Source organism: Pseudomonas sp. BN515 (assembly GCF_029873155.1).
Classification (GTDB): Bacteria; Pseudomonadota; Gammaproteobacteria; order Pseudomonadales; family Pseudomonadaceae; genus Metapseudomonas.
Window position 1 is genome coordinate 45,209 of the sequence record NZ_SSOH01000020.1, and the last position, 26,143, is coordinate 71,351.

Annotated in this window: 23 protein-coding genes; 16 read left to right on the plus strand and 7 right to left on the minus strand. The window is 65.6% G+C overall.

Annotated elements, in window-relative coordinates:
- Window positions 1–48: 48 nt before the first annotated feature.
- Entirely contained in the window at window positions 49–819 is a 771-nt protein-coding gene (locus E8E91_RS04920; protein ID WP_280374850.1) for an AraC family transcriptional regulator, read from the minus strand.
- 300 nt (window positions 820–1,119) lie between these two features.
- Between E8E91_RS04920 and E8E91_RS04925 the strand changes: the two genes are divergently transcribed.
- From E8E91_RS04925 to E8E91_RS04950, 6 genes are all read left to right on the plus strand, one after another.
- The gene (locus E8E91_RS04925; protein ID WP_280374851.1) at window positions 1,120–2,748 is read left to right on the plus strand and encodes an APC family permease; all 1,629 of its coding nucleotides are present in this window, start codon (window positions 1,120–1,122) and stop codon (window positions 2,746–2,748) included.
- Between the two features lie 23 nt (window positions 2,749–2,771).
- A complete protein-coding gene (locus E8E91_RS04930; protein ID WP_280374852.1) occupies window positions 2,772–3,785 on the plus strand; it encodes an Ldh family oxidoreductase in 1,014 nt (337 codons plus the stop codon).
- 42 nt (window positions 3,786–3,827) lie between these two features.
- A complete protein-coding gene (locus tag E8E91_RS04935; protein WP_280374853.1) occupies window positions 3,828–4,754 on the plus strand; it encodes a 4-hydroxyproline epimerase in 927 nt (308 codons plus the stop codon).
- 43 nt (window positions 4,755–4,797) lie between these two features.
- Window positions 4,798–5,745, plus strand: coding sequence for a dihydrodipicolinate synthase family protein (locus E8E91_RS04940; protein WP_280374854.1), 948 nt, complete (start codon window positions 4,798–4,800; stop codon window positions 5,743–5,745).
- A 63-nt stretch (window positions 5,746–5,808) separates the two neighbouring features.
- A complete protein-coding gene (locus E8E91_RS04945; RefSeq protein ID WP_280374855.1) occupies window positions 5,809–7,386 on the plus strand; it encodes an aldehyde dehydrogenase (NADP(+)) in 1,578 nt (525 codons plus the stop codon).
- A 4-nt stretch (window positions 7,387–7,390) separates the two neighbouring features.
- Complete coding sequence (locus E8E91_RS04950) at window positions 7,391–8,674, plus strand: FAD-dependent oxidoreductase (protein WP_280374856.1); 1,284 nt, start codon at window positions 7,391–7,393, stop codon at window positions 8,672–8,674.
- Window positions 8,675–8,695: 21 nt separating this feature from the next.
- On the opposite strand, the gene E8E91_RS04955 is transcribed toward E8E91_RS04950, so the two are convergent.
- Window positions 8,696–9,163 carry an Lrp/AsnC family transcriptional regulator gene (locus E8E91_RS04955; RefSeq protein WP_280374857.1) on the minus strand — a complete coding sequence of 156 codons (468 nt, stop codon included), beginning with the start codon at window positions 9,161–9,163 and terminating at the stop codon, window positions 8,696–8,698.
- A gap of 179 nt (window positions 9,164–9,342) precedes the next feature.
- Between E8E91_RS04955 and E8E91_RS04960 the strand changes: the two genes are divergently transcribed.
- A complete protein-coding gene (locus E8E91_RS04960; RefSeq protein ID WP_280365906.1) occupies window positions 9,343–9,795 on the plus strand; it encodes a YMGG-like glycine zipper-containing protein in 453 nt (150 codons plus the stop codon).
- Here E8E91_RS04960 and E8E91_RS04965 read toward each other — a convergent pair.
- The gene (locus E8E91_RS04965) at window positions 9,792–10,520 is read right to left on the minus strand and encodes a tellurite resistance TerB family protein (protein ID WP_280374858.1); all 729 of its coding nucleotides are present in this window, start codon (window positions 10,518–10,520) and stop codon (window positions 9,792–9,794) included. The two genes, E8E91_RS04960 and E8E91_RS04965, sit on opposite strands and share 4 nt — an antisense overlap.
- Window positions 10,521–10,744: 224 nt before the next feature.
- Between E8E91_RS04965 and E8E91_RS04970 the strand changes: the two genes are divergently transcribed.
- Complete coding sequence (locus E8E91_RS04970; RefSeq protein WP_280365771.1) at window positions 10,745–11,002, plus strand: DUF2790 domain-containing protein; 258 nt, start codon at window positions 10,745–10,747, stop codon at window positions 11,000–11,002.
- A gap of 224 nt (window positions 11,003–11,226) precedes the next feature.
- On the opposite strand, the gene E8E91_RS04975 is transcribed toward E8E91_RS04970, so the two are convergent.
- Window positions 11,227–12,099: an NmrA family NAD(P)-binding protein gene (locus E8E91_RS04975; protein ID WP_280374859.1), complete on the minus strand. Its 873-nt coding sequence runs from the start codon at window positions 12,097–12,099 to the stop codon at window positions 11,227–11,229.
- 103 nt (window positions 12,100–12,202) lie between these two features.
- Here E8E91_RS04975 and E8E91_RS04980 point away from each other — a divergent pair, with 103 nt between their 5' ends.
- Both E8E91_RS04980 and E8E91_RS04985 read left to right on the plus strand, forming a co-directional pair.
- Window positions 12,203–13,228, plus strand: coding sequence for an AraC family transcriptional regulator (locus E8E91_RS04980; protein WP_280374860.1), 1,026 nt, complete (start codon window positions 12,203–12,205; stop codon window positions 13,226–13,228).
- Window positions 13,229–13,309: 81 nt separating this feature from the next.
- Window positions 13,310–15,481, plus strand: coding sequence for a TonB-dependent siderophore receptor (locus E8E91_RS04985; RefSeq protein WP_280374861.1), 2,172 nt, complete (start codon window positions 13,310–13,312; stop codon window positions 15,479–15,481).
- Window positions 15,482–15,647: 166 nt separating this feature from the next.
- Here E8E91_RS04985 and E8E91_RS04990 read toward each other — a convergent pair whose 3' ends face one another.
- The gene (locus E8E91_RS04990; RefSeq protein WP_280374862.1) at window positions 15,648–16,217 is read right to left on the minus strand and encodes a sel1 repeat family protein; all 570 of its coding nucleotides are present in this window, start codon (window positions 16,215–16,217) and stop codon (window positions 15,648–15,650) included.
- 206 nt (window positions 16,218–16,423) lie between these two features.
- Between E8E91_RS04990 and E8E91_RS04995 the strand changes: the two genes are divergently transcribed.
- From E8E91_RS04995 to E8E91_RS05010, 4 genes are all read left to right on the plus strand, one after another.
- The gene (locus tag E8E91_RS04995; RefSeq protein WP_280374863.1) at window positions 16,424–17,332 is read left to right on the plus strand and encodes a LysR family transcriptional regulator; all 909 of its coding nucleotides are present in this window, start codon (window positions 16,424–16,426) and stop codon (window positions 17,330–17,332) included.
- Between the two features lie 252 nt (window positions 17,333–17,584).
- A complete protein-coding gene (locus tag E8E91_RS05000; protein ID WP_280374864.1) occupies window positions 17,585–18,874 on the plus strand; it encodes an FAD-binding oxidoreductase in 1,290 nt (429 codons plus the stop codon).
- A 37-nt stretch (window positions 18,875–18,911) separates the two neighbouring features.
- Window positions 18,912–19,469 carry an XRE family transcriptional regulator gene (locus E8E91_RS05005; protein WP_280374865.1) on the plus strand — a complete coding sequence of 186 codons (558 nt, stop codon included), beginning with the start codon at window positions 18,912–18,914 and terminating at the stop codon, window positions 19,467–19,469.
- A gap of 25 nt (window positions 19,470–19,494) precedes the next feature.
- Complete coding sequence (locus tag E8E91_RS05010) at window positions 19,495–20,847, plus strand: glutamine synthetase family protein (RefSeq protein ID WP_280374866.1); 1,353 nt, start codon at window positions 19,495–19,497, stop codon at window positions 20,845–20,847.
- Between the two features lie 306 nt (window positions 20,848–21,153).
- Here the strand turns inward: E8E91_RS05010 and E8E91_RS05015 are convergent, their stop codons facing one another.
- Window positions 21,154–22,053, minus strand: a complete 900-nt coding sequence (locus E8E91_RS05015) for a LysR family transcriptional regulator (RefSeq protein WP_280374867.1) — start codon at window positions 22,051–22,053, stop codon at window positions 21,154–21,156.
- Window positions 22,054–22,163: 110 nt separating this feature from the next.
- On the opposite strand from E8E91_RS05015, the gene E8E91_RS05020 reads away from it, so the two are divergent.
- Window positions 22,164–23,246 (plus strand): polyamine ABC transporter substrate-binding protein, encoded by a 1,083-nt coding sequence (locus E8E91_RS05020; protein ID WP_280374868.1) that lies wholly within the window; start codon window positions 22,164–22,166, stop codon window positions 23,244–23,246.
- 76 nt (window positions 23,247–23,322) lie between these two features.
- Entirely contained in the window at window positions 23,323–24,285 is a 963-nt protein-coding gene (gene speB / locus E8E91_RS05025; protein ID WP_280374869.1) for an agmatinase, read from the plus strand.
- Between the two features lie 204 nt (window positions 24,286–24,489).
- On the opposite strand, the gene E8E91_RS05030 is transcribed toward speB, so the two are convergent.
- Window positions 24,490–26,046: an acyl CoA:acetate/3-ketoacid CoA transferase gene (locus E8E91_RS05030; protein WP_280374870.1), complete on the minus strand. Its 1,557-nt coding sequence runs from the start codon at window positions 26,044–26,046 to the stop codon at window positions 24,490–24,492.
- Window positions 26,047–26,143 lie beyond the last annotated feature (97 nt).

The following is a 26,143-nucleotide window of genomic DNA, read 5'->3' on the forward strand; positions in this document are numbered from 1 at the left end:
CCCGTAGGGTGAGCTTGCTCGCGAAGGGCTGCACCCGCCCATGTTGCGCTATCTGCTGGCCGCGGTCGCTTGTCGATACTGTCGGGGTGTGAACCCGGTCAGCAGCTTGAACTGCCGGCTGAATGCGCTGTGGTCGGTGTAGCCGCACTGCAGGGCGACTTCCGTGATCGGCAGATCGGTCTGCAACAAACGATGGGCGTGCTCGAGCCGCACCTTGTTGATCATCTGTCGTGGCGTCAGGTGGAACACACGCTTGCAGTAGCGTTCCAGTTGGGCGACGGAGATGCCGGCGATCTGCGTCAGCGTGTCCAGCGTGATGGGCTCGTGGAAGTGCGTGCGGATGTGCTCGTCCACTGCGGCAAGACGCTCATAGGCTGGGTGCGTATGACTGGCGGACTGCAGGTCCATCGAGATGCCCGCCAGGCCGATGATCTCGCCTGCGCGACTAAGCAGAGGGCGCTTGTGCGTCAGGCACCAGCCCGGTTCCCGACTGCCATACAGGTGCAGCTCCAATTGGTCTTCCAGCACCTGGCCCTGTTCCAGCACCCGCCGGTCCTGCTCGGTGTAGCCAGGGCCGAACTGTGCGGGGAACACCTCGGCGCTGGTCTTGCCCAGAAGGGGCTTCACGCCACAGCGCTGGACCAGCGTGCGATTGGCCATGACGTAACGGGCCTGGGCGTCCTTGATGAAGATCGCCGCGCTGGAAATCGCATCCAGCATCGGCAGCAGCATCCGCACGCTCGCCAGCAGTTCATCCATGGTTTCGGGGCGCTTCAGGTCGCTCTCTGAGCAGAGTGCCGCCAGTGCGCTACGCGACATCATTTCCATCCTCCCCAAGGTTGGCCGGCGATGCCCAGCCGGCAGCTTGCCCCAGGGCCAGCGGCCTGTCGAGCGCGAACCGGAACGGGCTGCGTCGCTGTCCGGACTGTGCTGATTTCGTCACCCGAAGCGGGGAAAGGCATCAAGCGCGAAGGCGCGTCGCCCGTCCACTCTATGGCCATCGCCCCGGTCGGCGAACCCAGGGAATACGCACTCACCAAGGGGCAGCATTCACACGCCGATCCACGCCCCGAATGGCAATCCACCAGCCCATCCAATAACTCACAAGAAGGCGACGCCATGTCTGGAAAATTCAAGAAGCAGCTCTCGTTGATGGACCTGACCTTCATCGGTCTAGGTGCCATCTTCGGCTCCGGTTGGCTATTCGCGGCCAGCCACGTCTCGGCGATCGCCGGGCCGGCGGGGATCATCTCCTGGTTCCTCGGCGGTTTCGCCGTACTCCTGCTCGGCATCATCTATTGCGAACTGGGTGCAGCGCTGCCGCGTGCCGGCGGCGTGGTGCGCTATCCGGTGTTCTCCCATGGCCCGCTGCTGGGCTACCTGATGGGGTTCATCACCCTGATTGCCTTCTCCAGTCTGGTGGCGATCGAAGTGGTCGCCTCACGTCAGTACGCGGCGGCCTGGTTCCCGTCGCTGACCGAGGCAGGCTCCAGCGCCCCGACCCTCCTCGGCTGGCTCGTGCAGTTCGGCCTGCTGTGCCTGTTCTTCTGGCTCAACTACCGCAGCGTGAAGACATTCGCCAGGGCCAACAACCTGGTCAGCGTGTTCAAGTTCATCGTGCCGCTGCTGGTCATCGGCGTGCTGTTCGCCTTCTTCAAGCCGGAGAACTTCGCAGTCCAGGGCTTCGCACCCTTTGGCCTTTCGGGCATCGAGATGGCGGTCTCCGCAGGCGGCATCATCTTCGCCTACCTGGGGCTTACGCCGATCATCTCGGTGGCCAGCGAGGTGAAGAACCCGCAGCGCACCATCCCTATCGCGCTGATCCTTTCGGTCCTGCTCTCCACCGCCATCTACGTTCTGTTGCAACTGGCCTTCCTCGGCGCCGTGCCCACGGAAATGCTGGCCAACGGCTGGGCCGGTATCTCCAAAGAGTTCGCCCTGCCGTACCGGGACATCGCCCTGGTCCTCGGCGTGGGCTGGCTGGCCTACCTGGTGGTCGCCGATGCGGTGATCTCACCCAGCGGTTGCGGCAACATCTACATGAATGCCACGCCCCGAGTCGTCTATGGCTGGGCCCAGACCGGCACCTTCTTCAGGATCTTCACCCGGGTAGACGAAAAGTCCGGCATCCCGCGTCCGGCGCTCTGGCTGACCTTCGCCCTGTCGGTGTTCTGGACCCTGCCGTTCCCTTCCTGGGAGGCCCTGATCAACGTGGTGTCGGCCGCGCTGGTGCTGAGCTACGCCGTGGCACCGGTGACCGTCGCCGCCCTGCGCCGCAACGCCCCCGATATGCCGCGCCCATTCCGGGTAAGGGGCCTGGGCGTGATGGGGCCACTGTCCTTCGTCATCGCGGCGTTGATCGTCTACTGGTCAGGCTGGAGCACCGTGTCCTGGCTGCTGGGCCTGCAGATCCTGATGTTCGTGATCTACCTGCTGTGCCGGCGCTTCGTACCCACCGAGCACCTGAGCATCGCCCAGCAGGTGCGCTCGTCCGCCTGGCTGATCGGCTTCTACGCCACGACCCTGCTGCTCTCCTGGCTCGGCAGTTTCGGCGGCCTGGGCGTGCTCGGTCATCCCATCGATACCCTCGTCGTGGCCGCCTGTGCCACCGCCATCTACTACTGGGGCGCAGCCACCGGCGTGCCGGCTCACCTGATCGTTCTCAGTGGCGAGGATGAAAGCGAAGAGGGTGCCGACACCGAGACGGGCCTGCATCCGGCCACGGCCCGTACCCAAGCCTCGTCCTGATGTCCCGCGAAAGGAGTACGGATATGAGTGACCTCATCAACCTCAGCCTCGACCAGGTTCATGCCCTGGCGACGCGCGCGCTGACACACAACGGTATGGGCGAAGACCATGCCCGCGCCATTGCCGACACCATCACCCGGGGGCAGCGCGACGAGTGCCACTCCCATGGCCTCTACCGCGTCCTGGTGTGCGTGCATTCGCTGCGCTCCGGCAAGATCGACCCGCTGGCACGCCCGACACTGAGCCGGCCCGCGCCCGCCGTCGTCAGCGTCGACGCCCACAGAGGCTATTCGCTGCTGGCGTTTCAGAGCGGCCTGCCGCTGCTGGTGGAGCAGGCCCGTGAACTGGGCGTCGCCGCCCTGGTGATCCGCAATTGCTTCCACTTTTCCGCGCTCTGGCCGGAGGTGGAAGCCATTGCCGCCGAAGGGCTGGTCGGGCTGGCCATGACCCCCAGCCACGCCTGGGTGGCGCCGGAGGGCGGTAGCAGGGGTGTGTTCGGCACCAACCCCCTGGCATTCGCCTGGCCACGAAAGGATCGTGAGCCCTTCGTCTTCGATTTCGCCACCAGCGCCATCGCGCGGGGCGATATCGAGCTGCACGCCCGTCAGGGCAAGCCCATTCCCCTGGGCTGGGGCCTGGATGCCGAGGGACTGCCCACCACGGATGCGCGGGCCGCGCTGGAGGGGGCCATGCAGACCTTCGGCGGACACAAAGGCTCGGCGCTCGCCGCCATGATCGAGCTCATGGCCGGCGCGCTGATCGGCGACATGACCAGCGCCGAGTCCCTGGCCTTTGATGCGGGTGCTGGCGCTACGCCTTGCCACGGCGAACTGCTGCTGGCGTTCGACCCCGCCCGCTTCCTCGGCTGCGCAGTGGAGGAAAGCCAGCGGCGCGCTGAGCAGCTGTTCACCGCCATCACCGACCAGGGTGCCCGCCTGCCGTCTCAGCGCCGTTTCGCGGCCCGCCAACGCAGCGAGCGCAACGGCGTCTGGGTGGGGCGGGCCCTGCTGGACGACATCGAACGGCTGATGGCCTAGCACCTTTCCCGAACCTTTCCCGGCCACTGAATGGACCAGCCCATGAAGCACGTACACGTCATCGACTCCCACACCGGCGGCGAACCCACCCGCCTGGTGATGAAAGGCTTTCCCGAACTGGCCGGCGACACCCTGGCAGAGCAGCGCGATGCACTGCGCGAGCGGCATGATCACTGGCGTCGTGCCTGCCTGCTCGAACCACGGGGCAACGACGTACTGGTGGGCGCCCTGTACCGCCCGCCGGTCTCACCCGGCGCCACGTGCGGGGTGATCTTCTTCAACAACACCGGCTACCTCGGCATGTGCGGCCACGGCACCATCGGCCTGGTCGCCTCCCTGCATCACCTGGGGCTGATCGGCCCGGGCGAGCACCGGATCGACACGCCGGTGGGCACGGTCAGCGCCACCCTGCATGAAGACGGTGCCGTGACCATCGGCAACGTGCCGGCCTACCGGTACCGCCGGCAAGTGCCGGTCGAGGTTCCCGGGCACGGCCTTGTCCACGGCGACATCGCCTGGGGCGGCAACTGGTTCTTCCTGGTGTCCGAACACGGCCAGCGGCTGCAACTCGACAACGTCGAAGCCCTGACCGCGTTCACCTGGGCGATGCTCAGGGCACTGGAAGCGCAAGGCATCCACGGTGAAGACGGCGCGTTGATCGACCACGTCGAGCTCTTCGCTGATGACGACGAAGCCGACAGCCGCAACTTCGTCATGTGCCCGGGCAAGGCCTATGACCGCTCGCCCTGCGGCACCGGTACCAGCGCCAAGCTGGCGTGCCTGGCGGCTGATGGAAAGCTCGCACCCGGCCAGACCTGGGTCCAGGCGGGCATCACAGGCAGCCGCTTCGAGGGCCGCTACGAACCGGACGGAGAACGCATCCGTCCCTTCATCACCGGCCGCGCCTACCTGACGGCCGACAGCACCCTGCTCATCGACGAACAGGACCCCTTCGCGTGGGGCATCTGAGTCTCCACGCCTTCTTCATCCCCCTGCACCAAGGAGCAGAACAATGAACAACAGCATCTTCACCGGTTGCATTCCCGCCCTGATGACACCGTGCACCGCCGAGCGCACGCCGGACTTCGACGCCCTGGTCGCCAAGGGCCGCGAGCTGGTCGATATCGGCATGAGCGCGGTGGTCTACTGCGGCTCCATGGGCGACTGGCCGCTGCTCAGCGAAGCCCAGCGCCAGGAAGGCGTGGCCCGCCTGGTGAAGGCCGGCGTACCCACCATCGTCGGCACCGGTGCGGTAAGCACCCGCGAGGCGGTTGCCCATGCCGCGCACGCTGCCAAGGTCGGTGCCCACGGGCTCATGGTGATCCCACGCCTGCTCTCCCGCGCCGCTTCGCCCGCCGCGCAGAAGGCCCACTTCGCCGCCGTGCTCAGCGCCGCCCCCGCGTTGCCGTCGGTGATCTACAACAGCCCCTACTACAGCTTCTCCACCCGCGCCGACCTGTTCTTCGAACTGCGCGGCCAGTTCTCCAACCTGATCGGCTTCAAGGAGTTCGGCGGCGCCGCCGACATGCGCTACGCCGCCGAGCACATCACCTCCCGTGACGACGACGTGATCCTCATGGCCGGCGTGGATACCCAGGTGTTCCACGGCTACGTCAACTGCAACGCCACCGGCACCATCACCGGCATCGGCAACGTGCTGCCACGCGAGGTGCTCCAGCTGGTGGCGCTGAGCCGGCAGGCCGCCAAGGGCGATACCCGCGCGCGTCGCCTCGCCTTGGAGCTGAGCGCGGCGCTGGACGTGTTGTCGTCCTTCGACGAGGGCTGCGACCTGGTGCTCTTCTACAAGTACCTGATGGTGCTCAACGGCGACCGCGAATACAGCCTGCACTTCAACGAGAGCGACGCGCTCAGCGATTCCCAGCGCCGCTACGCCGAGCAGCAGTACGCGCTGTTCCGCCAGTGGTACGCCAACTGGTCGGTGGAACAGAACCTCGTCTGACCCAGGTCCGCCGCGGAGCACCCGCTCCGCGGCGGAGCGCACCCCGTACAACCAGGAAGCACCATGAAACTGACAGGCAACATGCTGATCGGCCGTCAGGCCGTAACTGGCAGCCGCGAAGCGATCCGCGCCATCGATCCCGCCACCAACACCCCGCTCGAACCCGCCTATCCGGGCGGTAGCCAGGCCGAGGTGGAGCAGGCCTGCGCCCTGGCCTGGGCCGCCTTCGCCGGCTACCGGGAAACCTCGCTGGAGGCACGCGCCGGATTCCTCGAAACCATCGCCGAGGAGATCGAAGCGCTAGGGGACGAACTGATCCAGCGCGCCGTGGCCGAAACCGGGCTGCCCCAGGCGCGGATCCAGGGTGAGCGCGGTCGCACCTGCCAACAGCTGCGCACCTTTGCCCGTACCGTGCGCGCGGGTGAATGGCTGGATGTGCGGGTCGACACGGCCCAGCCGGATCGCCAGCCCCTGCCACGCCCAGACCTGCGCCAGCGCCAAGTGCCCCTGGGACCGGTGGCGGTGTTCGGCGCCAGCAACTTTCCCTTGGCCTTCTCCGTGGCCGGCGGCGACACCGCCTCGGCGCTGGCGGCCGGCTGCCCGGTGGTAGTGAAAGCCCACGGCGCACATCCCGGCACCAGCGAACTGGTGGGGCGTGCCGTGGCCAGCGCCGCGGAACGTTGCGCCATGCCCGAGGGCGTGTTCTCGCTGCTGTTCGGTGCCGGGCGCGAGGTGGGCATCGCCCTGGTCAGCGACCCGCGCATCAAGGCCGTGGGCTTTACCGGCTCGCGCAGCGGCGGCCTGGCCCTGTGCCGGGCAGCGCAGGCCCGACCGGAGCCGATCCCGGTGTATGCGGAGATGAGTTCGATCAACCCGGTGTTCCTGCTGCCCGCCGCCTTGCAGGCCCGTGGCGCGGGCCTGGCTCAGGGCTTCATCGCCTCGCTGACCCAGGGTGCCGGCCAGTTCTGCACCAACCCTGGCCTGGTAATCGCCCGCCGGGGCGCGGCACTGGATGCCTTCATCGCGGCGGCTGCCGAGCAACTGCAGAGCAGCCCGGCACAGACCATGCTCACGCCGGGCATCTTCGACGCCTTCGAATCCGGCGCCGGCGCGCTGGCCGGGCACGCTGAGGTGCGTAGTGTGGCCATCGGGCTGCCGGGCGATGGTCCCAACCGCTGCCAGGCGCAGCTGTTCGTCACCTGTGCCGAAGCCTTCCTGGCCGACCCGGCATTGCAGGCCGAAGTCTTCGGTGCGGCCGCGTTGATCGTGCAGTGCCGTGACGAGGCGCAGATATGTGAGATCGCCGAGCACCTCGAAGGCCAGCTCACAGCGACCCTGCACCTGGACGAGGCGGACTTCGACACCGCCCGGGCCTTGCTGCCGACTCTGGAGCTCAAGGCCGGCCGCGTGCTGGTCAACGGCTGGCCGACAGGCGTCGAGGTGTGCGATGCCATGGTCCACGGCGGCCCGTTCCCGGCCACCTCGGACACGCGCAGCACCTCGGTAGGCACCGCCGCGATCCGCCGCTTCCTGCGTCCGGTCTGCTATCAGGGCTTCCCGGATGGCCTGCTGCCCAGCGAGCTCAGGCACGACAATCCCCTGCGGTTGCGGCGCCTGCTCGATGGCAAGAGGGAGGCCTAGCTTCATGCCAAACGCTTCCATTCCCGCTCAGGCCGAGATCGATATCGCGGTGGTCGGCGCCGGCATCATCGGCGTCGCCTGCGCCCTGCAACTGGCCCGGCAGGGCAGGCGTGTCCTGGTCATCGATCCGCAAGGGCCGGGGCAGGGGGCCTCGTTCGGCAATGCCGGGCACCTGGCCACCGAGCAGGTCTTTCCCATCGCCGACCTGTCGATCCTCAAACGACTGCCGGCGATGCTCATGGACCCGATGGGCCCGCTGCGTCTGGACTGGAAGTACCTGCCCTTCGCCTTGCCCTGGTTCACGCGCCTGCTGCTCAACCTGCGGCCGGCGCCATTCCGGCGCACAGTCGCCAGCCTGCGCGGGCTTAACGAAGCCAGCCTGGGTGCCTGGCAACGGCTGCTGGCGACCATCGAGCGCCCCGGTCTGCTGAAGGAGGACGGCTCCCTGTTGATGTACGAGCGCCGCGAATCCCGCCAGGCGCTCGAAGCGCTCCAGGCGCGCATGGCTGGGCAGGGCGTGCCGGTGGACTTCTGGGAGTCCGGCGCCGTGCGGGACGCCGCGCCCCACTTGAACGAGCGGATACGGGGCGGGCTGTTCTTCCCTCGCACCGGGCACTTCATCGATCCCTACCGGGTGGTCTGCGAACTGGTGGAAGCCGCCAAAAGGATGGGCGTTGTGTTCCGCCGGCAGCGGGTGCTCGGTGGGCGCCTGCTCCCGGACGGCGTTGTACTGAGCACAGAGGAGGCCAGTGTTCGGGCCCGCCAGGTCCTGATCGCCTGCGGCGCACACTCGGCCGGGCTCACGTCCGGGCTGACTGGCAAGCGGGTACCCCTGGATACCGAGCGGGGCTATCACCTGATGTTGCCCCACGAGCACGGGAGGCTGCCGTTCGCCGTCACCTCGTTCGAGCGCAGGTTCATCATGTCGCCCATGGCCGATGGCCTGCGTCTGGCCGGCACCGTTGAGTTCGCCGGCTTGGCGCGATCACCGAACATGGAGCGCGCCTGGCAGTTGCTCCGCCTCGGCAAGGGGCTGTTCTGTCGCGAACTGAATGCCGAAGGGGCAACCCCCTGGATGGGGTTCCGGCCATCCCTGCCGGACTCGCTGCCCATCATCGACCGGGTGTGCGGGGGGCGGGTGCTGCTCGCTTTCGGCCACCAACACCTGGGGCTGACTCAGGCCGCGATCACCGCCGAGCACATCGCCCGGCTGGCGGGGCTGCCGGCAACGGCGGGTCCGTCGCACAGCCTGCCGGACCTGGCGCCTTTCCGGCTTGATCGCTTCTGATCGGAGGTCGGCGTGGCGGCGTCAGGTGGCTGGCGCCGCCAGCGGCTGGCCGCGGTCGATCTTGCAACTGAGGATGATGGAGGTGGTGGTCTTCTCCACCCCGTCGACGCTGCCGATCAGGTCCAGCAGCTCGTCGAGGCGCTCGGGGGAGTCGGCGCGCAGCCAGGCGACGTAGTCGAATTCGCCACTCACCGCGCAGAGCACCTGCACTTCCGCCATGCCGGTCAGGCGCCGCAGCACGTCCTTGCCGCTGCGCGGTTTCACCGTGATCCCCACGTAGGCCTGCAGGCCGCCATCGGCGACGCGCCGGCCCAGGCGCACGCCGTAGCCGGTGATGACCTGCGCCTTCTCCAGCCGTGCCAGACGCGAAGTCACCGTGGTGCGCGCGATGCCCAGGCGCCGGGCCAGTGTGGCCACGCTCTCGCGGGCGTTGATCTGCAGGGCGGCGATCAGCTGGCGGTCGATTTCATCGAGTGGCAGGTCGGACATGGATTGGCTCGGTGCGGTTGGCTGCGTAGAGGTTAGCGGGTGCGCAAGGCTACCTGAAGCCGATGGACCGCGCCCATTGGTCGGCGTCGCTGTCGCGCTGCCCGGAGCCGAACCAGACTGAACTCCACATGGTCGGAGACACGTCGGCCCCATCCACTTCCTTCGAGAGCCTCACCTCCATGATCTCCTTCGCCCCTTGCCGCTGGACCCTGCTCGCCTCGCTCATCTGCGCGCCCGCCTTCGCCGAAACCGTGGTGCCGCTGCAGGGCCAGACCCAGCAACAGATCCAACAGGACATCGCCAACTGCCAGGCCCAGGCCGGCAGCACCACGAGCACCACCACCTCCAACCCGAGCGGCGGCCGTGTCCGCGGGGCCGCTACCGGCGCCATAGCGGGTGCCGCCGTCGGCCAGGCGCGCAGCAATGACTACGACCGGATCGATGACGACCTGCAGCAGGAGTACCGGCAGGAAAAGGCCAAGGACGCCGCAGTAGCCGGGATGGTGGTCGGAGGCTCGCGTCAGCGCCAGGAGCGCCGGCAAGACCGTCGCACCAACCAGCAGGCCAGCAGCACAGCCTCATCGGCCTACATGAGTTGCCTGCAGCAGCGTGGTTACCAGGTCAATCCCTAGGCGGTTCCCGCAGCCTGCTGCTCCAGATGCGCCTGCAGCTCAGCGTCGAGCCTGAGCTGATAGGCCAGCTCATCCAGGTAGGTGCGTTCGGCGGCTTGCTGGTCGTCCACCAGCATCACGCTCGCCAGATACATCTCGGCAGCCATGCCCGGATCGCGAGCTGACTGCGCCACGTCGGCGGCGTCCAGCGGCCGGCGTACCTCTTCGTCCAGCCATTCCTGCAATTGCAGGTCGTCGGTGTGCCGGGAGATCTCGGCGTAGATGGCCTGCTTTTCCTGTTCGTCGATACGTCCGTCCGCCTTGGCGGCGGCTATCAGCGCGCGAAGGATGGCCAGGCTGTGGTCATCGGCCTCGGCGCCGGACAGCTGGTCCACGGTGCGCAGGGCCTGCTGCGGCGCGGAGGCCTGCTGACTCTGCCAGGCCTGGTAAGCCTGGAAGGCCATCATGCCGAGGGAGGCGAGGGCGGCGTAGTTCATCCCGCCGGAGCGCCCGCCGCTGCCCATCGAGCTGCGATCGGTAGACCCGCCCCACGGGCCTCCGCCGAGGACTTCGCCGAATAGCCCGCCCAGCCCGGCGTTGGGGCCACCACCGCCACCCATGAGCCCACCCAGCAGACCGCCGAGCCCACCCAGCGGATCTTGCGACGCCATGCCGGCGCCACCGCGTTGCGCCGTCGATGCCTGTCCGGCCCGCAGCAATTGTTCGAGCAGATCACTGGTGTTCATGGCCGCATCCTCGCCTGGTGGCCGTTTCCGGTCAGGGAACGATAGACCTGGCCAGCCAGGCGGATATGACCGTCGGGCGGCGTGGATTGTTACGCGCCACGGAAAAGCGCTTTCAGCAAAGCCGTCTTTTTCACGCGTCGTGAGTGGAGTCGAATTGGCACATCGGCCGAGAACGCATCGCCAGGCGATGACAGGGCCTTCCAAGGCAAATCAGGAGTTCCATCATGAACCGCGCAATCTCCACCAGTACCAGCCTGCTGCTCGCCCTTCTGGCCAGTGGCAGCGTCTTCGCCGCCGAGTCCGCCGACGCCGTGCCCTACAGCTACGGCATGCCGCTGGACGTCGCCCGCGTCATCTCCATCGACGAACCGAACTCGCTGACCTGCGAAACCATCCAGGCGAAGATGACCTACGTCGATTCCCAGGGTGAAGAGAAGTCCGTGACCTACCTGAAAGAGTCCAGCGCCTGCGCCAATAGCTGATGCCAGGCCCTGAATTGGCAGCCCTTCGGCCTGCTTGGCGAATGAATTCGCCCCTACAGAGAAACGAGCAGAACTGCGCTGTGGGTGAGCCGGGAGTCACCCCTCTCCATTTCAGGGAGAGGGGCCGGGGGTGAGGGGGGCGGCCAGCTCCGAGCGACCCCCTTGGCGAATGAATTCGCCCCTACAGCGATGTGAGCAGGATTGCGCTGCGGGTGGCCCAAGAATTACCCCACCATCTCCGCCACGAACGCCTCGAACGACGTCGCCGTGGTGTTCTCCGGTCGCCGGCCTTCCAGGGACTTCACCGCCTGTTCATTGATGCCGCGAGCCAGCTCGGCATAGAGCCCGGCCAGGTTGGTGGAGAAGCCGGCCTCCTGCAGCATCCCCGCCATCTCGTCATAGGGCACCTGCACATAGGGCAGGTCCGGCCGGCCCAGGTGTTGGCCGAGGATGCGCGTGCATTCGCCGTAGCTGATATCCCGCTGCCCCAGCAGCTCGCGCACTTGCACGCCATGCCAGTTGCGGGCGAGCAGGGCATCGATGGCGGCGTCGGCGATGTCCTTGGCGGCGATCATCGGCACCGGCACGTCCGCTTCCATGCCATCGGCCACCAGGCCGTGTTGCTCGATCACGTAGAGCATCGGCAGCAGGTTCTCCATGAATGCACCGGCCCGCAGGATCAGCACGTCCACACCCGTCAGCCCGCGCAGCCGCAGTTCCTGGTCGTGCATGCTGGCGATGGGGCCGTTGCCCGAGGCCAGATCGGCACCGACGCTGGAGAGTGCCACCACCTTGCGCACGCCACTGGCACGGATGGCCTGGACTATGGCCTCGCCCACCGCCGCCTGCTGTGCCGGGTAGTCGCTTACCGTCGGGTCGTAGGGCAGCAGGGTGTAGATCGCCTTCGCGCCGCGAAAGGCTTCGGTCAGGTAGGCGGCATCGGAAGGTTCTCCCGCCATCACCTCGGCGCCGGCCTTCTGCAGATCGGCCAGGCGTTCAGCGGAACGTCCCAGCGCGCGTACAGATTCACCCGCCTTCAGCAGTTGCTCGACGATGCGTTTACCAGTGTGCCCGGTGGCGCCCATTACCGTGATCATCTCGTCCTCCTGGTCGCGCTTGTCTGTCCGGCACATGCCTGCGCGCTTGGGTCCAGTTTTGCCTGGAGGCCCTGGACGAACAATGATTGGAAGTCGACAGTTCATGATCAATCGTCCAGGATTTCTGGACGAACAGTGCTCATGCCGCGAGGTGCGCAACGTGGACCCGAACAACGCCTGGCTTTCCCGCGACCCGCTCGGCGAAGCGCTGCACCTGCTGCGCATGAGCGGCACCCTCTATTGCGCCTCGGAATTCACCGCGCCCTGGGGCCTGGGCCTGCCGCCGATGGAAGACTGCCTGATGTTCCATGTGGTGACCGCCGGCGAGTGCTGGCTGGAGGTGGGTGGGCACGAACCCCTGTTGCTGCGCGGCGGCGACCTCGCGCTGGTGCCCCATGGTCACGGACACAGCCTGCTGAGTGCCAAGGAGGTGACGGCAGTGCCGCTGTTCGATTTGCCGCGGGAATGCCTCAGCGAGCGCTACGAGATCATCCGCCATGGCGGCGGAGGCGCGCCGGTGAGCCTGGTGTGCGGCGCGGTGCGTTTCGACCACCCGGTGGCGCGGCAATTGGTGCGCCTATTGCCGCCGGTGCTGCACGTGGAAGCGGCCAGCGCCGAGCATGCCGACTGGCTGCAGGGCAACTTGCGCTTCATGCGCGACGAGGCACGGGCGATGCGCCCTGGCGGAGAGACGGTGGTGACGCGCTTGGCGGACATCCTGGTGATCCAGGCCATTCGCGCCTGGATCGAACGCGACCCGGCCGCCCAGACCGGCTGGCTCGGTGCCCTGCAGGACCGCCAGATCGGCCGCGCTATCGGCCTGATCTACCGCGACCCCGCGCAAGACTGGAGCCTGGTGTCCCTGGCCAAGGCCGCCGCGATGTCCCGCTCTGCCTTCGCGGCGCGCTTTACCGCGCTGGTGGGCGAGCCGGCCATGCAGTACCTGACCCGCTGGCGCATGAACCTGGCGCTGGGCTGGCTACAGGAAGGGGAGGTGGCCATCGCGACCCTGGCAGAGCGCCTCGGCTATCAGTCCGAAGCCGCCTTCAGTCGGGCCTTCAAGCGATGCCACGGCGTGGCGCCAGGGGCTGTCCGCCGCGTTGCACGATCCTCGGCTGGAAATTTTTAATAGAAAACCGAATTATTTACATTTGATTTACAAATGCTAATTGTTACCATTTGTTCTTTTCATGAGAACAAGGAACTCGTGGTGGCGAAGAAGCGTATTGCCCCGGTATCTCTGCCGATGCTGGGCCTGCTGGCAATTCCCGTTGTTCAGGCTGAAACCAAGGAAGCACTGGCCATTCCGGCCACTTCGGTAACCAGTGCCTACGAGCAACAGAGCTACAAGGCCACCGAGAGCCGTAGCGCCCTGAAGATCGACGCGCCGCTGCGCGATATCCCTCAGACCGTCAACGTCGTGCCCGAGAGCGTGATCAAGGACAAGGGTGCCCAGTCCCTGGAAGACGTGCTGAAGAACGTCCCCGGCGTCGGTCTCTCCAACGGCGATGGCCAACGCGACCAGGTCACCATTCGCGGTTTCAGCGCCATCGGCGACATGTTCATCGATGGCATGCGTGACGACGCCCTCTACTTCCGCGACCTCTCCAACATCGAGCGCGTTGAAGTGATCAAGGGCCCGGCTGCCGTGCTCTATGGCCGTGGCTCCTCCGGCGGCTTGATCAACAGTGTGAGCAAGAAACCGGGCTTCGATCCCAAGCAGGAAGTCGGCGTCACCTTCGACAGCGAAGGCAAGCGCCGCACCCAGTTCGACACTGGCTGGGCCGACCAGCAACAGCGCGACAAGGCCTTCCGCATCACCGGCGCCTATGAAGACAGCGACACCTTCCGCGACGACGGCTATATCGACCGCAAGGCCATCGCGCCTTCGGCCTACTTCAGGCTGTCCGACGATCTGGAGCTGAACCTCGGCGCCACCTACCTCTACGACAAGCGCCTGATCGATTTCGGTATTCCGGGTCAGCTCGCTGCCTACCAACCGGCGGCGGCCAGTCTGCCGGCATCGGCGGTTGGCAATCGCCCGGTGAACGTCGACCGCGACAAGCGCTTTGGCTCCGGGGACCCGGACCAGGACTACGCGCGCAGCGAGGTGTTCTCCTTCAACGCCAGCGTGGATTACCGGATCAACGACGACCTGACCCTGACCAACGCCACTCGCTACTACCACTACGACCTGGATCGCAATAACACGCTTGCCGACAGCAGCGCGAATCGCTTCGTCACCGCGCCCAATGGCGAACTGCTGGTGAAGCTGAACCGCGGCAATGTTGCCCGCGACGAGTACGGTGTGTTCAACCAGACCGACTTGAAGCAACAACTCCAACTGGCCGGCATGCAGCACAGCCTGCTCTATGGCGTGGAAGTGGGTTACCAGGACAAGTCCCAGCGGACGTTCAACCAGAACAACGTGGCCCAGGTGCCGGTATTCCGCGATGCCCTGGTGCCGGTACCGGAGCACGCCAATGCCCTGTCCGCCAAGGGCACCAACTACCAGGAAACCGCCGGTTTCTACGTGCAGGACATGATCGAGCTGACTTCCCAGTGGAAGGCGCTGCTCGGCGTGCGTTACGACATCTTCGGCCAGGAGTTCGACGACAAACGCGTGCAGAATGTCGATCTCGACCGTACCGACAAGACCTGGAGCCCGCGCGCTGGCCTGGTGTATCAGCCGGACCAGATCCAGTCCTACTACGTCTCCGTCAGCCGCAGCTACCAACCCTCGGCCGAAGTCTTCCAGCTGAGTCCCGCGAACGAGAACCTGGAACCGGAAGAAACCACCAACTACGAGGTGGGCGCCAAGTGGGATCTGCTGGACAACCGCCTCTCGGTGACCGCAGCAGTGTTCCGTCTGGAACGCACCAACATGAAGACCACCGACCCGACGAACCCCGCTCTCACCATCCTCGCGGGTGAGCAGCGCACCGATGGTTTCGAGGCCACCTTCAGCGGCCAGATCACCGACAAGTGGAACGTGTACGGTGGCTACGCCTACCTGGACGCAGAAATCACCAAGTCCAACAGCAAGACCAACGGCGTCGCCAACGAAGGCCAGACCCCCACCCTGACCCCGCGCAACAGCGCCAACCTCTGGGTGGTCCGTTCCCTGACCCCGGAATGGCGTATCGGCGTGGGCGCCAACTATGTGGACGACCAGTTCACTTCCCTCGAGAACAACGTCGTGATGCCCAGCTACACCACCTACGACGCGGCGCTGTTCTACAACGTGCCGCAATGGGACATGGCCTTGCGTCTGAAGAACGTCTTCGACAAGGACTACTACGCCTCGGCCCACGGCTCGGTTGACCTGATCACCCCCGGTGCCCCCCGCACCCTGGAGCTCAGCGCCAACTACCGGTTCTGATCGACGTGCGAAAGAAAACGCCCGGCTCATGCCGGGCGTTTTCGTTTATGAGTCAGCGAACTGTTTGGCTTCGCTGCGCTCTGCCCAACCTACAAGAGCCGGTTCGGTGCCGTAGGTTGTGGCTGAGCTATGCGAAGCCCAACGCTCCCGGCAAGCCGGCAAGCGCTCAATTCGCCTGCAACTTCTTCAGAGCCTCGCAGCTCGGTGCGTATTGCTTGTCGCAGGCACTCTGAAACAGCGCGCGGGCCTGGTAAGGGTCGCGCTTCAGGCCTTCAGCGCCCTGGGCATACATGCTGCCGAGCACGTGCTGGGCCATGGCGTTGCCGGCGGCGGAAGCCTGGTTGAGGTACTTGTGCATGGCGCGCTGGTCGGCGAAGGCGGGGTCGGCACGGCCGGTGTAGAGAAAGGCCAGGCTGAAGGCCGATTGCGAATGCCCCTTGTCGGCGGCCTGCTTCCACCAGTACTCGGCCTGCTTGAGGTCTTTCTGCGGCTTGCCGACGAAGTAGAGGCTGCCGAGTTGGTACTGGCTGTCGAGGTCGCCACGCATGGCCTGCTGGCGAATGCGCTCGAACTCGGCGGCCTGCTGGTCTTGCGGTGCGGTAGCCGGAGCTTGGGGCTGGCCGGCGGGCGGTTTGGTGGGTTGCTGTTGCGGTTGCTGCGTTTGCTGGACGCAGGCCCCGAGCAGGGCCAGCGCGGCGATGCAGAAGAGGCGCGGCAGGGCGCGTTGGGTGGACATGGGCGGAGGTCTCCCTGGCAGATCAGGGAGGAGGGTAGTTGCATCCGCCAACCCCGTCACCCGGCACGTTGATGGCGCAGGGCCGTACGCAGCGGAGGTAGCCGGTAAGTAGGATGGATGTCGCTTTTTACATCCACCATTTCCGTCACTCGACTCATGCAGAAATCCCGGCTATCAAGGGCGGGATATTTGCTGAGAGATCACGAATGAAAACCACCCTGGACGAACTCCAAGCCTTCACCGCCGTGGTCGATACCGGCTCCATCACCGCCGCCGCCGAGCAGCTGGCGCAGACTGCATCCGGCGTCAGCCGCGCGCTCAGCCGCCTGGAAGACAAGCTCGATGTCACCCTGCTGCGGCGCACCACCCGCCGACTGGAACTGACCGAGGAGGGCGAAGTGTTCCTGGGCCAGGCGCGACGGATCCTCGCCCAGGTCGAAGAAGCGGAAGAGCAGATGACCCTGCGTCGGCAGAAGCCGGCCGGCCGCCTGCGGATCAATGCCGCTTCGCCGTTCATGCTCCATGTGCTGGTGCCGTTGGTGGCGGGCTTTCGTGAGCGCTTTCCGGAAATCGAACTGGAACTGCACAGCAGCGACCAGATCATCGACCTGATCGAGCACCGCACCGACATCGCCATTCGCATTGGCAATCTGCGCGACTCCACCTTGCACGCTCGTCCGCTGGGTAGCAGTCGAATCCGCGTGCTGGCGAGTCCGGCCTACCTGAAGGCTCATGGCACGCCGAAGAAGGTTGAAGACTTGCAACGCCACGGTCTGATTGGCTTCACCCAGCCGGAAAGCCTGAACCTCTGGCCCCTGCGCCATACCTTGGGTGACAGCCTGCAGATCGAGCCGGTGATCAAGGCATCCAGCGGCGAAACCCTGCGCCAGCTGGCCCTGGCGGATGCCGGTATCGTCTGCCTGTCCGATTTCATGACCCAGGTTGACCGCGCTGCCGGAAACCTGGTGCAGGTACTCGCCGCCGACACCCTGGAAGTACGTCAACCGATCCATGCCGTCTACTACCGCAACACGGCCTTGGCCTCGCGTATCAGCTGCTTTCTCGACTATGTGAGCGAATGGCTTGGCAGGGAGGCTTGGGTGAAGCGGAGTTGAGCTTGCGTCTTCGACATTAACTAGGGCGTTCCTGGGCACTGCGTGCTCACGGCCGGTGCGCTGAAGCTTCACCGTCTGTCCGTTATTTCATTCATGCTGAAAATCAAAACCCTCGTCCAGGCCTTGATTATTCTGGGTTTAAGCGATGGTTGATTTTTGTGTGTTTTTTATTTCGAACAAATATCTTGGCCTTGTGAATATATTTGTGTAGATTTTCATGAAATTCTTAAAACAAAAATTCACGAGGCACCCATGTTCAAGCAGTCCGCCCAGCATGTCGGCACCTACTACGCCCAGACCTACCCCGGCAGCATTCCCCTGCGTCCGACCCAGTCCGGTAGCGAAGAAACCGATGTCCTGATCATCGGTGCCGGTTTCAGCGGTCTGCACACCGCTCTGCGTCTGGCTGAGGCCGGCAAGCGCGTGACCCTGCTGGAAGCCAGTCGCGTGGCCTGGGCCGCCTCAGGCCGCAATGGCGGGCAGGCATTGCTGGGCTGGTCCTGCGATATGCCACCGCTGGAGAAGGCGCTGGGGCTGGAACGCACCCGCCGGCTGTGGGACAGCATGCGCTGGGCTGCCGACGAGATGCGCGCGCTGCCGGTGCGCCACGGCTTCGATGTGGACTACCGCGTCGGCAGCCTGTGGACTGCCGTAATGGAGCGCCGGGTGAAGCTCCTCGAAGAAGCCCAGGAAGATGCGATCCACAAATGGGGCTATGACCGTATGCGCCTGATCCGCCGCGACGAACTCGCCGAGTGGATCAACAGCCCGCGTTATCAGGCTGCGCTGTACGACCCGGAAGCCGCCCACCTCAACCCGCTCAAGCTGGCCCAGGGCCTGGCCGCCGCGATCGAAGCCCGGGGCGGACGCATCTACGAACAGAGCAAGGTGCTGGAATACCGCGAAACGCCCTCCGGCTATGTGGCCCGCACCGCCCAGGGCGAAGTGCGCGGCAGCATCCTGGTGATGGCGTGCAACGCCTATGTCGACCGCCTCGACCAGCAACTCTCCAGCCGCTTGCTGCCAGTGGGTTCCTACCAGGTGGCCACCGCGCCTCTGGACCCGGAGCTCGCGCAGTCGCTGTTGCCGAAGAACAGCTGTGTGATCGACAACCAGTTCGTGCCCGATTACTTCCGCCTCACCCCTGACCACCGCCTGCTGTTCGGCGGCGGCTGCACTTACCTCGGCGGCCTGCCCAAGGATGTGCCGGCGGCAACGCGTCCTTACCTGGAGCGCGTCTTCCCGCAACTCAAGGGCGTGGAGATCGAGTTCGGCTGGGGCGGCCATATCGACGTCAGCATGAAACGCACCCCGGACATCGGCCGCGAAGGCTCGCGCTATTGGCTGCAGGGCTTCTCCGGCCACGGAATCCTGCCCACCCTGGCCGGCGCCAAGGCGGTGAGCGACGCCATCCTCGGCAACGACGACCTGCTCGACCTCTACCAGGCCATCGGCAACCCGCGCTTCCCGGGTGGCTCCCTGCTGGCGGCGCCGCTGGAGGCTGCGGGTAAAGCCTATTACCGCTTGAGGGATGTGATTTAAGGTCGCGCCTTTCGAGTCCGGCAGCCGGAGTTCCCACATGGACAAGCAAGACGAAATCGAAAGCCTCGCGATCCTGATTCGCGACCTGCGCAAGCACAAGAACGTGACCCTCGGGGACCTCGCCACGCGTATCGATCGCTCGGTGGGCTTCCTCTCCCAGGTGGAGCGGGGGCTGTCGCGCCCGACGGTGGCCGACCTGACCGCCATCAGCGAGGCGTTGGGCGTACCCACGACCTACTTCTACAGCCTGAGCAAGCCTCGCGAGACGCCCTGGGTCACCCGCCCGGGCGAGCGTCGCACGCTCTACTACGCCGGTGGCATTACCGACGTGCTGGCCTCGCCGACCATGTCCGGCGGCTTTTCCATGCTGGAAAGCCACCTGGAACCCGGCGCCACCAGCGGCGAGGGCCACCTGGATGACAGTTCCGAGCAGGGCGGCTTCGTCCTCGAGGGCGAATTGACGGTCTGGTACGGCGACGACGCTGCGCCGGTCACGCTTTACCCCAACGACAGCTTCCAGCTGCCGCCCCATGCTCAGTTCCGCTACGCCAATCTTTCCGACAAACCGACGCGAGTATTGTGGGTCTTCACCTGAAGCCCCAGCTCGCAGGACCGCAGTGATGACAACAACAAACCAGTACCCCGACCTGCTCAGCGAAGTGCGTGCCTTCCGTGGCAAGTACCCGGAAATCCGCTACGTCGACCTGATCTGCCTGGATATCCCCGGCCACTTCTACGGCAAGCGTTATCCCATCGAGATGGTGGAAAAGGTGGCTGCTGGCGGCCCGCTGAAAGTGCCGCAGAACTGCGTACTGCTGGGCACCCAGGGCGGGCTCTATCCCATTGGCGATTACTGCTTCGCCGACGGCGACCCGGATGCACCGCGCCGCCTGGTGCCGGGCACCCTGGTCCCGGTGCGTTGGGAGAAGGAGCCCCTGGGGCAGATGCTCATCACCTCCGACGGGACCGACGCCCCCATCGAGTTCGAGCCCCGCGAGGTGCTGGCACAGGTCATCAAGCGTCTGGAAAAACGTGGCATCCATCCGGTGGTGGCCTTCGAACTGGAGTTCTACCTGTTCGACCGCAAGCTCAAGGAAGGCCTGCCGCAATTCCCTCGTGACCCGCTCTGCGAGGACGAGGACGACCAGCCGAACATGCACATCGAGCGCCTGTCGCGCTTCTCCAGCGTGCTGCATGAGATGGTCGATGCTGCCAACGAGCAGGGCGTCGCCGCCAACGTCATCACCGCCGAGCTCGGCCCGGGCCAGTTCGAAATCAACTTCGGCCACTGCGACGACGGCCTCAAGGCCGCCGACTGGGCCGCCCTGTTCTGCCGCAGCACCCGTGGCGTGGCGATGAAGCACGGCCATCGTGCCAGCTTCATGAGCAAGCCCTACCTGAATGCGCCGGGCAGCGGCATGCACGTGCATGTCAGCCTCTACGACCGCGACGGCAACAACCTGCTGGCTGCCGACGACCAGCGCCCGCTGCGCCACGCCGTAGCCGGCTGCCTGGACCTGCTGCCCCACTGCATGCCGATCTTCGCCGCCAACCACAACGCCTTCCGCCGCTACGGCGCCATGGTCAACGCCGCCAGCCGCGCGAGCTGGGGCTTCGAGGACCGCGATGCGTGCATCCGCATCCCCGAATCCGACGGCCGCAACCTGCGCATCGAGCACCGCCTGGCCGGCGCCGACGCCAACCCCTACCTGGTGCTGGCTGCGATCCTCAGCGGAATGGAACACGGCCTCGACGCCGCCCGCGAACCCATCGCCCCGCTTAACGAAGACCGTGAAAGCGGCATCGATTTCCCCAAGGACATGCTCACCGCCGTGACCGCCATGCGCAGCCACGCCGTGGTGAATGAAGGGCTGGGCAGCGAGTTCGTGATGGTCTATTGCGAGAACAAGCGGCAGGAGTACCTGGACTTCATGAACGAGGTCAGTGCGCGGGAATATCGTTGGTACATGTGATTGCCTGGAGCGTCACCCCTCTCCCTCTGGGAGAGGGTTGGGGTGAGGGTATTTTCCGGTTGGCTCGGTGCCGTTGCGATTCGCGAATGAATTCGCTCCTACAGGGCAGGTCTTCGACCTGCTTGGCGATTGAAATCGCCCCTACAGGATTGCTCCGGGATCGACCCAGGTACAGACGGCCCCCTCTCCCTCTGGGAGAGGGTTGGGGTGAGGGCATTTTCCGGCCAGCTCAGCGCCAGTCCATTTCGCGAATGAATTCGCTCCTACAGGGCAGACCTTCGGCCTGCTTGACGAATGAATTCGCCCCTACACATCCCCGAACGCAGCCAACAAATCCTCCACGAACGCCACCTGCGCCTCACTCGGTTGTCGTCCGCGATGGCTGCTGAGGTGGAAGTTGACGCGGTAGCTGGTCTGCTCCGGCAGCAACGCTCGCAACTGCCCGTTGGCCTCCCAGGGCGCGGCGATGTGTTCCGGCAGGTAGCCGATATGCGCGCCTGAAAGGATGAACGCCAGGCTGCACTCGACCTGTTCGGTGCGGGCGCTACTCGGGCCGCTCTGGAAGGGCTCCATCGCCTCGCCGAAGCGATAGGGGTGCTGCACCAGGTCGCAGCGCGAAAGGTCATCGAGGCTGATCGGGTCGCGGTGGAACAGCGGGTGTCCCACGGCACAGTAAAGGCGTTCCTGCTCGCCGAACAGGGGCTGATGGTCCAGCGCGGCCTGGGTCCTGGAGAAGTAGCCGATCGCGAGATGCAACTGGTCCTGCAGCAGGCGCCGCTCCAGCTCGGCGGGCATGGCGCTGATCAGCTCGAACTGCACGGCCTGATTGCGCTGGCGGAAGCGCCCAATGGCCGCGCCCAGGCGCTGCAGCACCTGGCTGTCGAGGGATTCGGACAAGCCGATGCGCAGCTCGCCCAGGAGCATGTCGGCCATGCCCCGAGCCTCGCCCTTGAAGGTCTCGATAGCGCCGAACAGCTTTCGAGTGGCGGCCAGTACCTGCTCGCCCTTGGGCGTCAGGCGAAACCCTGCCTTGCCGCGTTCGCAGAGACGAAATCCCAGGCGCGTTTCCAGCTTGGCCATCTGCGTGCTGATGGTGGATTGGCCAATCCCCAGCTCGCCCTGGGCTGCACTGAAGCCGCCGCTCTCCACCACCGTGATGAAGATGCGCAGCAGTTGCAGGTCGAGGTCATGGAGCTGGCTGAGCATGGCGGCACCAAACATTGATAGCTATAGATGCCAAAGTAGAACACTTCATATTTATTCGAAGCAAAGCCCGGCGCAGCATGGCCCCACCTGCAATCCCCCAGGAGTCCATCATGCGTTGTCCCTTGTTGCTTGCCGCCCTGTTCGCCTGCGCCTTGCCGGTGCATGCCGAAGACAAGGCGCTGAACCTCTACAGCTGGTCGGCCTACATCCCGGAAAAGGCCCTGCAAGGCTTCAAGGACGAAAGCGGCATCGAGGTCAAATACGACATCTTCGACAGCGCCGAAGCCCTCGACGCCAAGCTGATGACCGGCGGTAGCGGCTATGACGTCGTCTTCCCCGCCAGCAGCGGCCTGGCCCGCGCCATCCAGGCCAAGGCGGTGCAACCGCTGCAGCGCGATCGCCTGAAGAACTTCGCCAACCTTGACCCGGAACTGCTGGCGAAGCTCGCCACCGTCGACCCCGACAACCGTTTCGGCGTGCCTTACACCTGGGGCACCGTCGGGCTGGGCATCAACAAGGAAGCCGTCACCAAGCGCATCCCCGATGCGCCGCTGAATAGCCTCGACCTGCTGTTCAAGCCCGAGTACGCCAGCCGTCTGAAAGATTGCGGCATCGCCGTGATCGACTCGCCGCAAGAGGTGATCAGCGTTGCCCTGCATTACCTCGGCAAGGCCCCCTACAGCACCGACAAGGCCGATCTGAAAGCCGTGCAGGAGTTGTTCGCGCAGTTGCAGCCCAACGTGCGCTACGTCGGCGCCGGCAAGCACATCAACGACCTGGCCAAGGGCGAGATCTGCCTGGCCCTGACCTACAACGGCGATGCCGCCATCGCCGCCGACCAGGCCCGCCAGGCGAAGATGCCCTTCGAGGTGATCTACCGCATTCCCCGCGAGGGCACGCTGATCTGGTTCGACACCATGGTCATTCCTGCCGACGCCCCGCATCCCCAGGCCGCCCACGCCTTCATCGACTACATGCTGCGTCCCGAGGCCATCGCCGAGCTGACCAACAGCCAGTTCTTCGCCAACGCCAACAAGGCGGCTACCGCGCTGGTAACGCCGGAAGTAGCGGGCGACCCGGATATCTACCCGAGCAAGGAGGTGCGTGACCGCCTGTTCGGCGAGCAGATCCAGACGCTCAAGGACCAGCGCGCCCGCACCCGCCTCTGGACCAGTTTCCGTACCCAGTACTGAACCACCTTCAACCACCCTCACCCCCGGCCCCTCTCCCAGAGGGAGAGGGGAGAAGAACCAATGGGAGCCCGATGAGATGGACCACGCCTTCGACAACGACCAGGCCATTACCCGCGACAGCCTTTATGGCACCGCTGCCGAATCCACCTATGCCGGCATCACCAGCTTCATGCGCCGCCGCTACAGCCGCGACCTGCGCGGTGTGGACCTGGTGGTGAGCGGAGTGCCCTTCGACACCGCCACCACCAACCGCCCCGGCAGCCGCTTCGGACCGCGCGCCATCCGCGCCGCCTCGGTGCAGATGGCCTGGGCCCGGCATTTCCCCTGGGAGTTCGACCCCTTCGACCACCTGGCGGTGATCGACTACGGCGACTGCGCCTTCGACCACGGCACCCCGCAGGACACCCCGGAAACTATCCAGGCGCATGCGGCGCGCATCCTCGAATCCGGTGCTGCCATGCTCACCCTGGGCGGTGACCACTTCATCAGCTACCCGCTGCTGAAGGCTCACGCGGCGAAGCATGGCCCGCTGTCGCTGATCCACTTCGACGCCCACAGCGACACCTGGCCGGACGAAGAGGTGAAGCGCATCGACCACGGCACCATGTTCTATCACGCCGCCCGCGAGGGCCTGGTGGACCCGGCGCGCTCGGTGCAAGTAGGTCTGCGCACCACCAACGACGACGTGATGGGCTTCCAGGTGCTGGACGCCCGCGAGGTGCATCGCCACACGCCGGAACAGATCGCCGAACGCATCCGCGCACAGGTGGGTGACAACCCGGTGTACCTGACCTTCGACATCGACTGCCTCGACCCGGCCTTCGCACCCGGCACCGGCACGCCGGTCTGCGGCGGGCTGTCCAGCCATCAGGCGCTGGAAATCCTCCGCGGCCTGCGCGGCATCAACCTGGTGGGCATGGATGTGGTGGAAGTGGCACCGCCCTACGACAACGCCGAAGTCACCGCCCTGGCCGGCGCGACCCTGGCGATGGAGATGGTCTGCCTGTATGCGGCGCGGCATAAGTTGGGGATGAAGTAGTCGGGTTGTGAAGGGTGGAAATCGCTTTTTATTTCCACCAATCGACGTCCGGCCGTGCCGCGAATGGTGGGCCTGTAGGAGCGAGCTCTGCTCGCGAACGAGCCTGCGCAAAAGCTTCGCGAGCAGAGCTCGCTCCTACAAAGGCACTCTGTGCTCCAAAAAAGACGCGGGCTCAAGACGAGCCCGCGTTTTCACGCACGAAACCTATCGGCTGATCAGCTCGCGCAATCCAATGCGCGCCTCGCGAAACAACCGAGCATCCATCAACTTCGGCTCGCGCACGATGGGGCGGAAGTCCATGCGTTGCAGGATGTCCCGCTCCAGCTCCACGCCCGGCGCGATCTCGATCAACTCCAAGCCTTCGGTCGTCAGGCGAAACACGCAGCGCTCGGTGACATAGAGCACCGGCTTTCCGGATTCCGCAGCCAGGCGACCGGCGAAGGTACGGTGTTCCACCTCGCGGACGAACTTGCGCACGTCGCCGTCCTTCACGATGCGCAGTTCACCGTCTTCGATGCGGATGTCCTGTGTCCCGGCGCTGAAGGTGCCGACGAAGACCACCGCCTTGGCGTTCTGGCTGATGTTGATGAAGCCGCCGGCACCGGCCAATCGGCTGCCGAATCGGGAGACGTTGAGGTTGCCTTCGGCGTCCGCCTGGGCGAGGCCGAGGAAGGCGATGTCCAGGCCGCCGCCGTCGTAGAAGTCGAACTGGTAGGGCTGGTCGATCAGCGCGCTGTGGTTGCTCGCCGCGCCGAAGTCCAGGCCTGAGGCGGGCACGCCGCCGATGACGCCAGGTTCGGCGGTCAAGGTCAGCAGGTCGATCACCCCTTCCTCGGCTGCGACAGCTGCTACTCCCTCCGGCATGCCGATGCCCAGATTGACCACCGCTCCCGGCGGCAGCTCCAGTGCGGCTCGGCGGGCGATCAGCTTGCGCAGGTCCAGCGGCATCGGCGCCAGGCTGTCCACCGGGACCCGCACCTCGGCGGCAAAGGCCGGGTTGTAGTGGGTGGCGAAGGTCTGCTGGTGGTTTTCCGGTTGGGCCACCACCACGCAATCCACGAGGATGCCGGGGATCTTCACCTCACGTGGATTCAGCGAACCGCGCGACACCACGCGCTCCACCTGGGCGATCACCAGACCGCCGGAGTTACGTGCGGCCATGGCGATGGCCAGGCTCTCGATGGTCAGCGCCTCGCGCTCCATGGACAGGTTGCCGTCTTCATCGGCGCTGGTGGCGCGGATCACCCCGACGTTGATCGGGAAGGCCTTGTAGAACAGGTAGTCCTCGCCCTCGATGGGCATGCGCCGCACCAGTTCCTCGGTGGTCCGCGCATTCAGCTTGCCGCCGCCGAACTCGGGGTCGACGAAGGTGCCCAGGCCAACTCGCGACAGCTGCCCGGGCTTGCCAGCGGCGATGTCGCGGAACAGCTGGGAGATCACCCCCTGGGGCAGGTTGTAGGCCTCGATGCGGTTTTCCACGGCGAGCTTCTGCAAGCCCGGCACCAGACCCCAGTGGCCGCCGATCACCCGGCGCACCAGACCCTCATGGGCCAGATGGTTTAGGCCGCGGCCCTTGCCGTCGCCTTGCCCGGCCGCATACACCAGGGTCAGTCCTTGCGGCGCCTGTTCTGCGGCGAAGCGCTGTTCCAGGGCGATGGCGATTTCCTCGGCGAAACCGATGCCGACGAAGCCTCCCGTGGCCAGGTTGGCGCTGTCCGGAATCCTGGCCACCGCTTCGGCGGCGCTCATCACTTTGCTCATGGGGTTCCTCGAGCGTTGAAACGGGTTGCGGTCTGCTGCTTTCTTGTGGGAGCGACTTCAGTCGCGAAGGGCCGCGTAGCGGTCCCCATGGTGCGGG

Coding starts and splice junctions, on each gene's coding strand:
- E8E91_RS04940 (WP_280374854.1), top strand. CDS start 4,798: ATGAACAACAGCATCTTCACCGGTTGCATTCCCGCCCTGATGACACCG.
- E8E91_RS04925 (WP_280374851.1), top strand. CDS start 1,120: ATGTCTGGAAAATTCAAGAAGCAGCTCTCGTTGATGGACCTGACCTTC.
- E8E91_RS04955 (WP_280374857.1), bottom strand. CDS start 9,163: ATGTCCGACCTGCCACTCGATGAAATCGACCGCCAGCTGATCGCCGCC.
- E8E91_RS05020 (WP_280374868.1), top strand. CDS start 22,164: ATGCGTTGTCCCTTGTTGCTTGCCGCCCTGTTCGCCTGCGCCTTGCCG.
- E8E91_RS04945 (WP_280374855.1), top strand. CDS start 5,809: ATGAAACTGACAGGCAACATGCTGATCGGCCGTCAGGCCGTAACTGGC.
- E8E91_RS04965 (WP_280374858.1), bottom strand. CDS start 10,520: ATGAACACCAGTGATCTGCTCGAACAATTGCTGCGGGCCGGACAGGCA.
- E8E91_RS04950 (WP_280374856.1), top strand. CDS start 7,391: ATGCCAAACGCTTCCATTCCCGCTCAGGCCGAGATCGATATCGCGGTG.
- E8E91_RS05005 (WP_280374865.1), top strand. CDS start 18,912: ATGGACAAGCAAGACGAAATCGAAAGCCTCGCGATCCTGATTCGCGAC.
- E8E91_RS05030 (WP_280374870.1), bottom strand. CDS start 26,046: ATGAGCAAAGTGATGAGCGCCGCCGAAGCGGTGGCCAGGATTCCGGAC.
- E8E91_RS04930 (WP_280374852.1), top strand. CDS start 2,772: ATGAGTGACCTCATCAACCTCAGCCTCGACCAGGTTCATGCCCTGGCG.
- E8E91_RS04960 (WP_280365906.1), top strand. CDS start 9,343: ATGATCTCCTTCGCCCCTTGCCGCTGGACCCTGCTCGCCTCGCTCATC.
- E8E91_RS05015 (WP_280374867.1), bottom strand. CDS start 22,053: ATGCTCAGCCAGCTCCATGACCTCGACCTGCAACTGCTGCGCATCTTC.
- E8E91_RS04990 (WP_280374862.1), bottom strand. CDS start 16,217: ATGTCCACCCAACGCGCCCTGCCGCGCCTCTTCTGCATCGCCGCGCTG.
- E8E91_RS04975 (WP_280374859.1), bottom strand. CDS start 12,099: ATGATCACGGTAATGGGCGCCACCGGGCACACTGGTAAACGCATCGTC.
- speB (WP_280374869.1), top strand. CDS start 23,323: ATGGACCACGCCTTCGACAACGACCAGGCCATTACCCGCGACAGCCTT.
- E8E91_RS05010 (WP_280374866.1), top strand. CDS start 19,495: ATGACAACAACAAACCAGTACCCCGACCTGCTCAGCGAAGTGCGTGCC.
- E8E91_RS05000 (WP_280374864.1), top strand. CDS start 17,585: ATGTTCAAGCAGTCCGCCCAGCATGTCGGCACCTACTACGCCCAGACC.
- E8E91_RS04970 (WP_280365771.1), top strand. CDS start 10,745: ATGAACCGCGCAATCTCCACCAGTACCAGCCTGCTGCTCGCCCTTCTG.
- E8E91_RS04980 (WP_280374860.1), top strand. CDS start 12,203: ATGATCAATCGTCCAGGATTTCTGGACGAACAGTGCTCATGCCGCGAG.
- E8E91_RS04995 (WP_280374863.1), top strand. CDS start 16,424: ATGAAAACCACCCTGGACGAACTCCAAGCCTTCACCGCCGTGGTCGAT.
- E8E91_RS04935 (WP_280374853.1), top strand. CDS start 3,828: ATGAAGCACGTACACGTCATCGACTCCCACACCGGCGGCGAACCCACC.
- E8E91_RS04920 (WP_280374850.1), bottom strand. CDS start 819: ATGTCGCGTAGCGCACTGGCGGCACTCTGCTCAGAGAGCGACCTGAAG.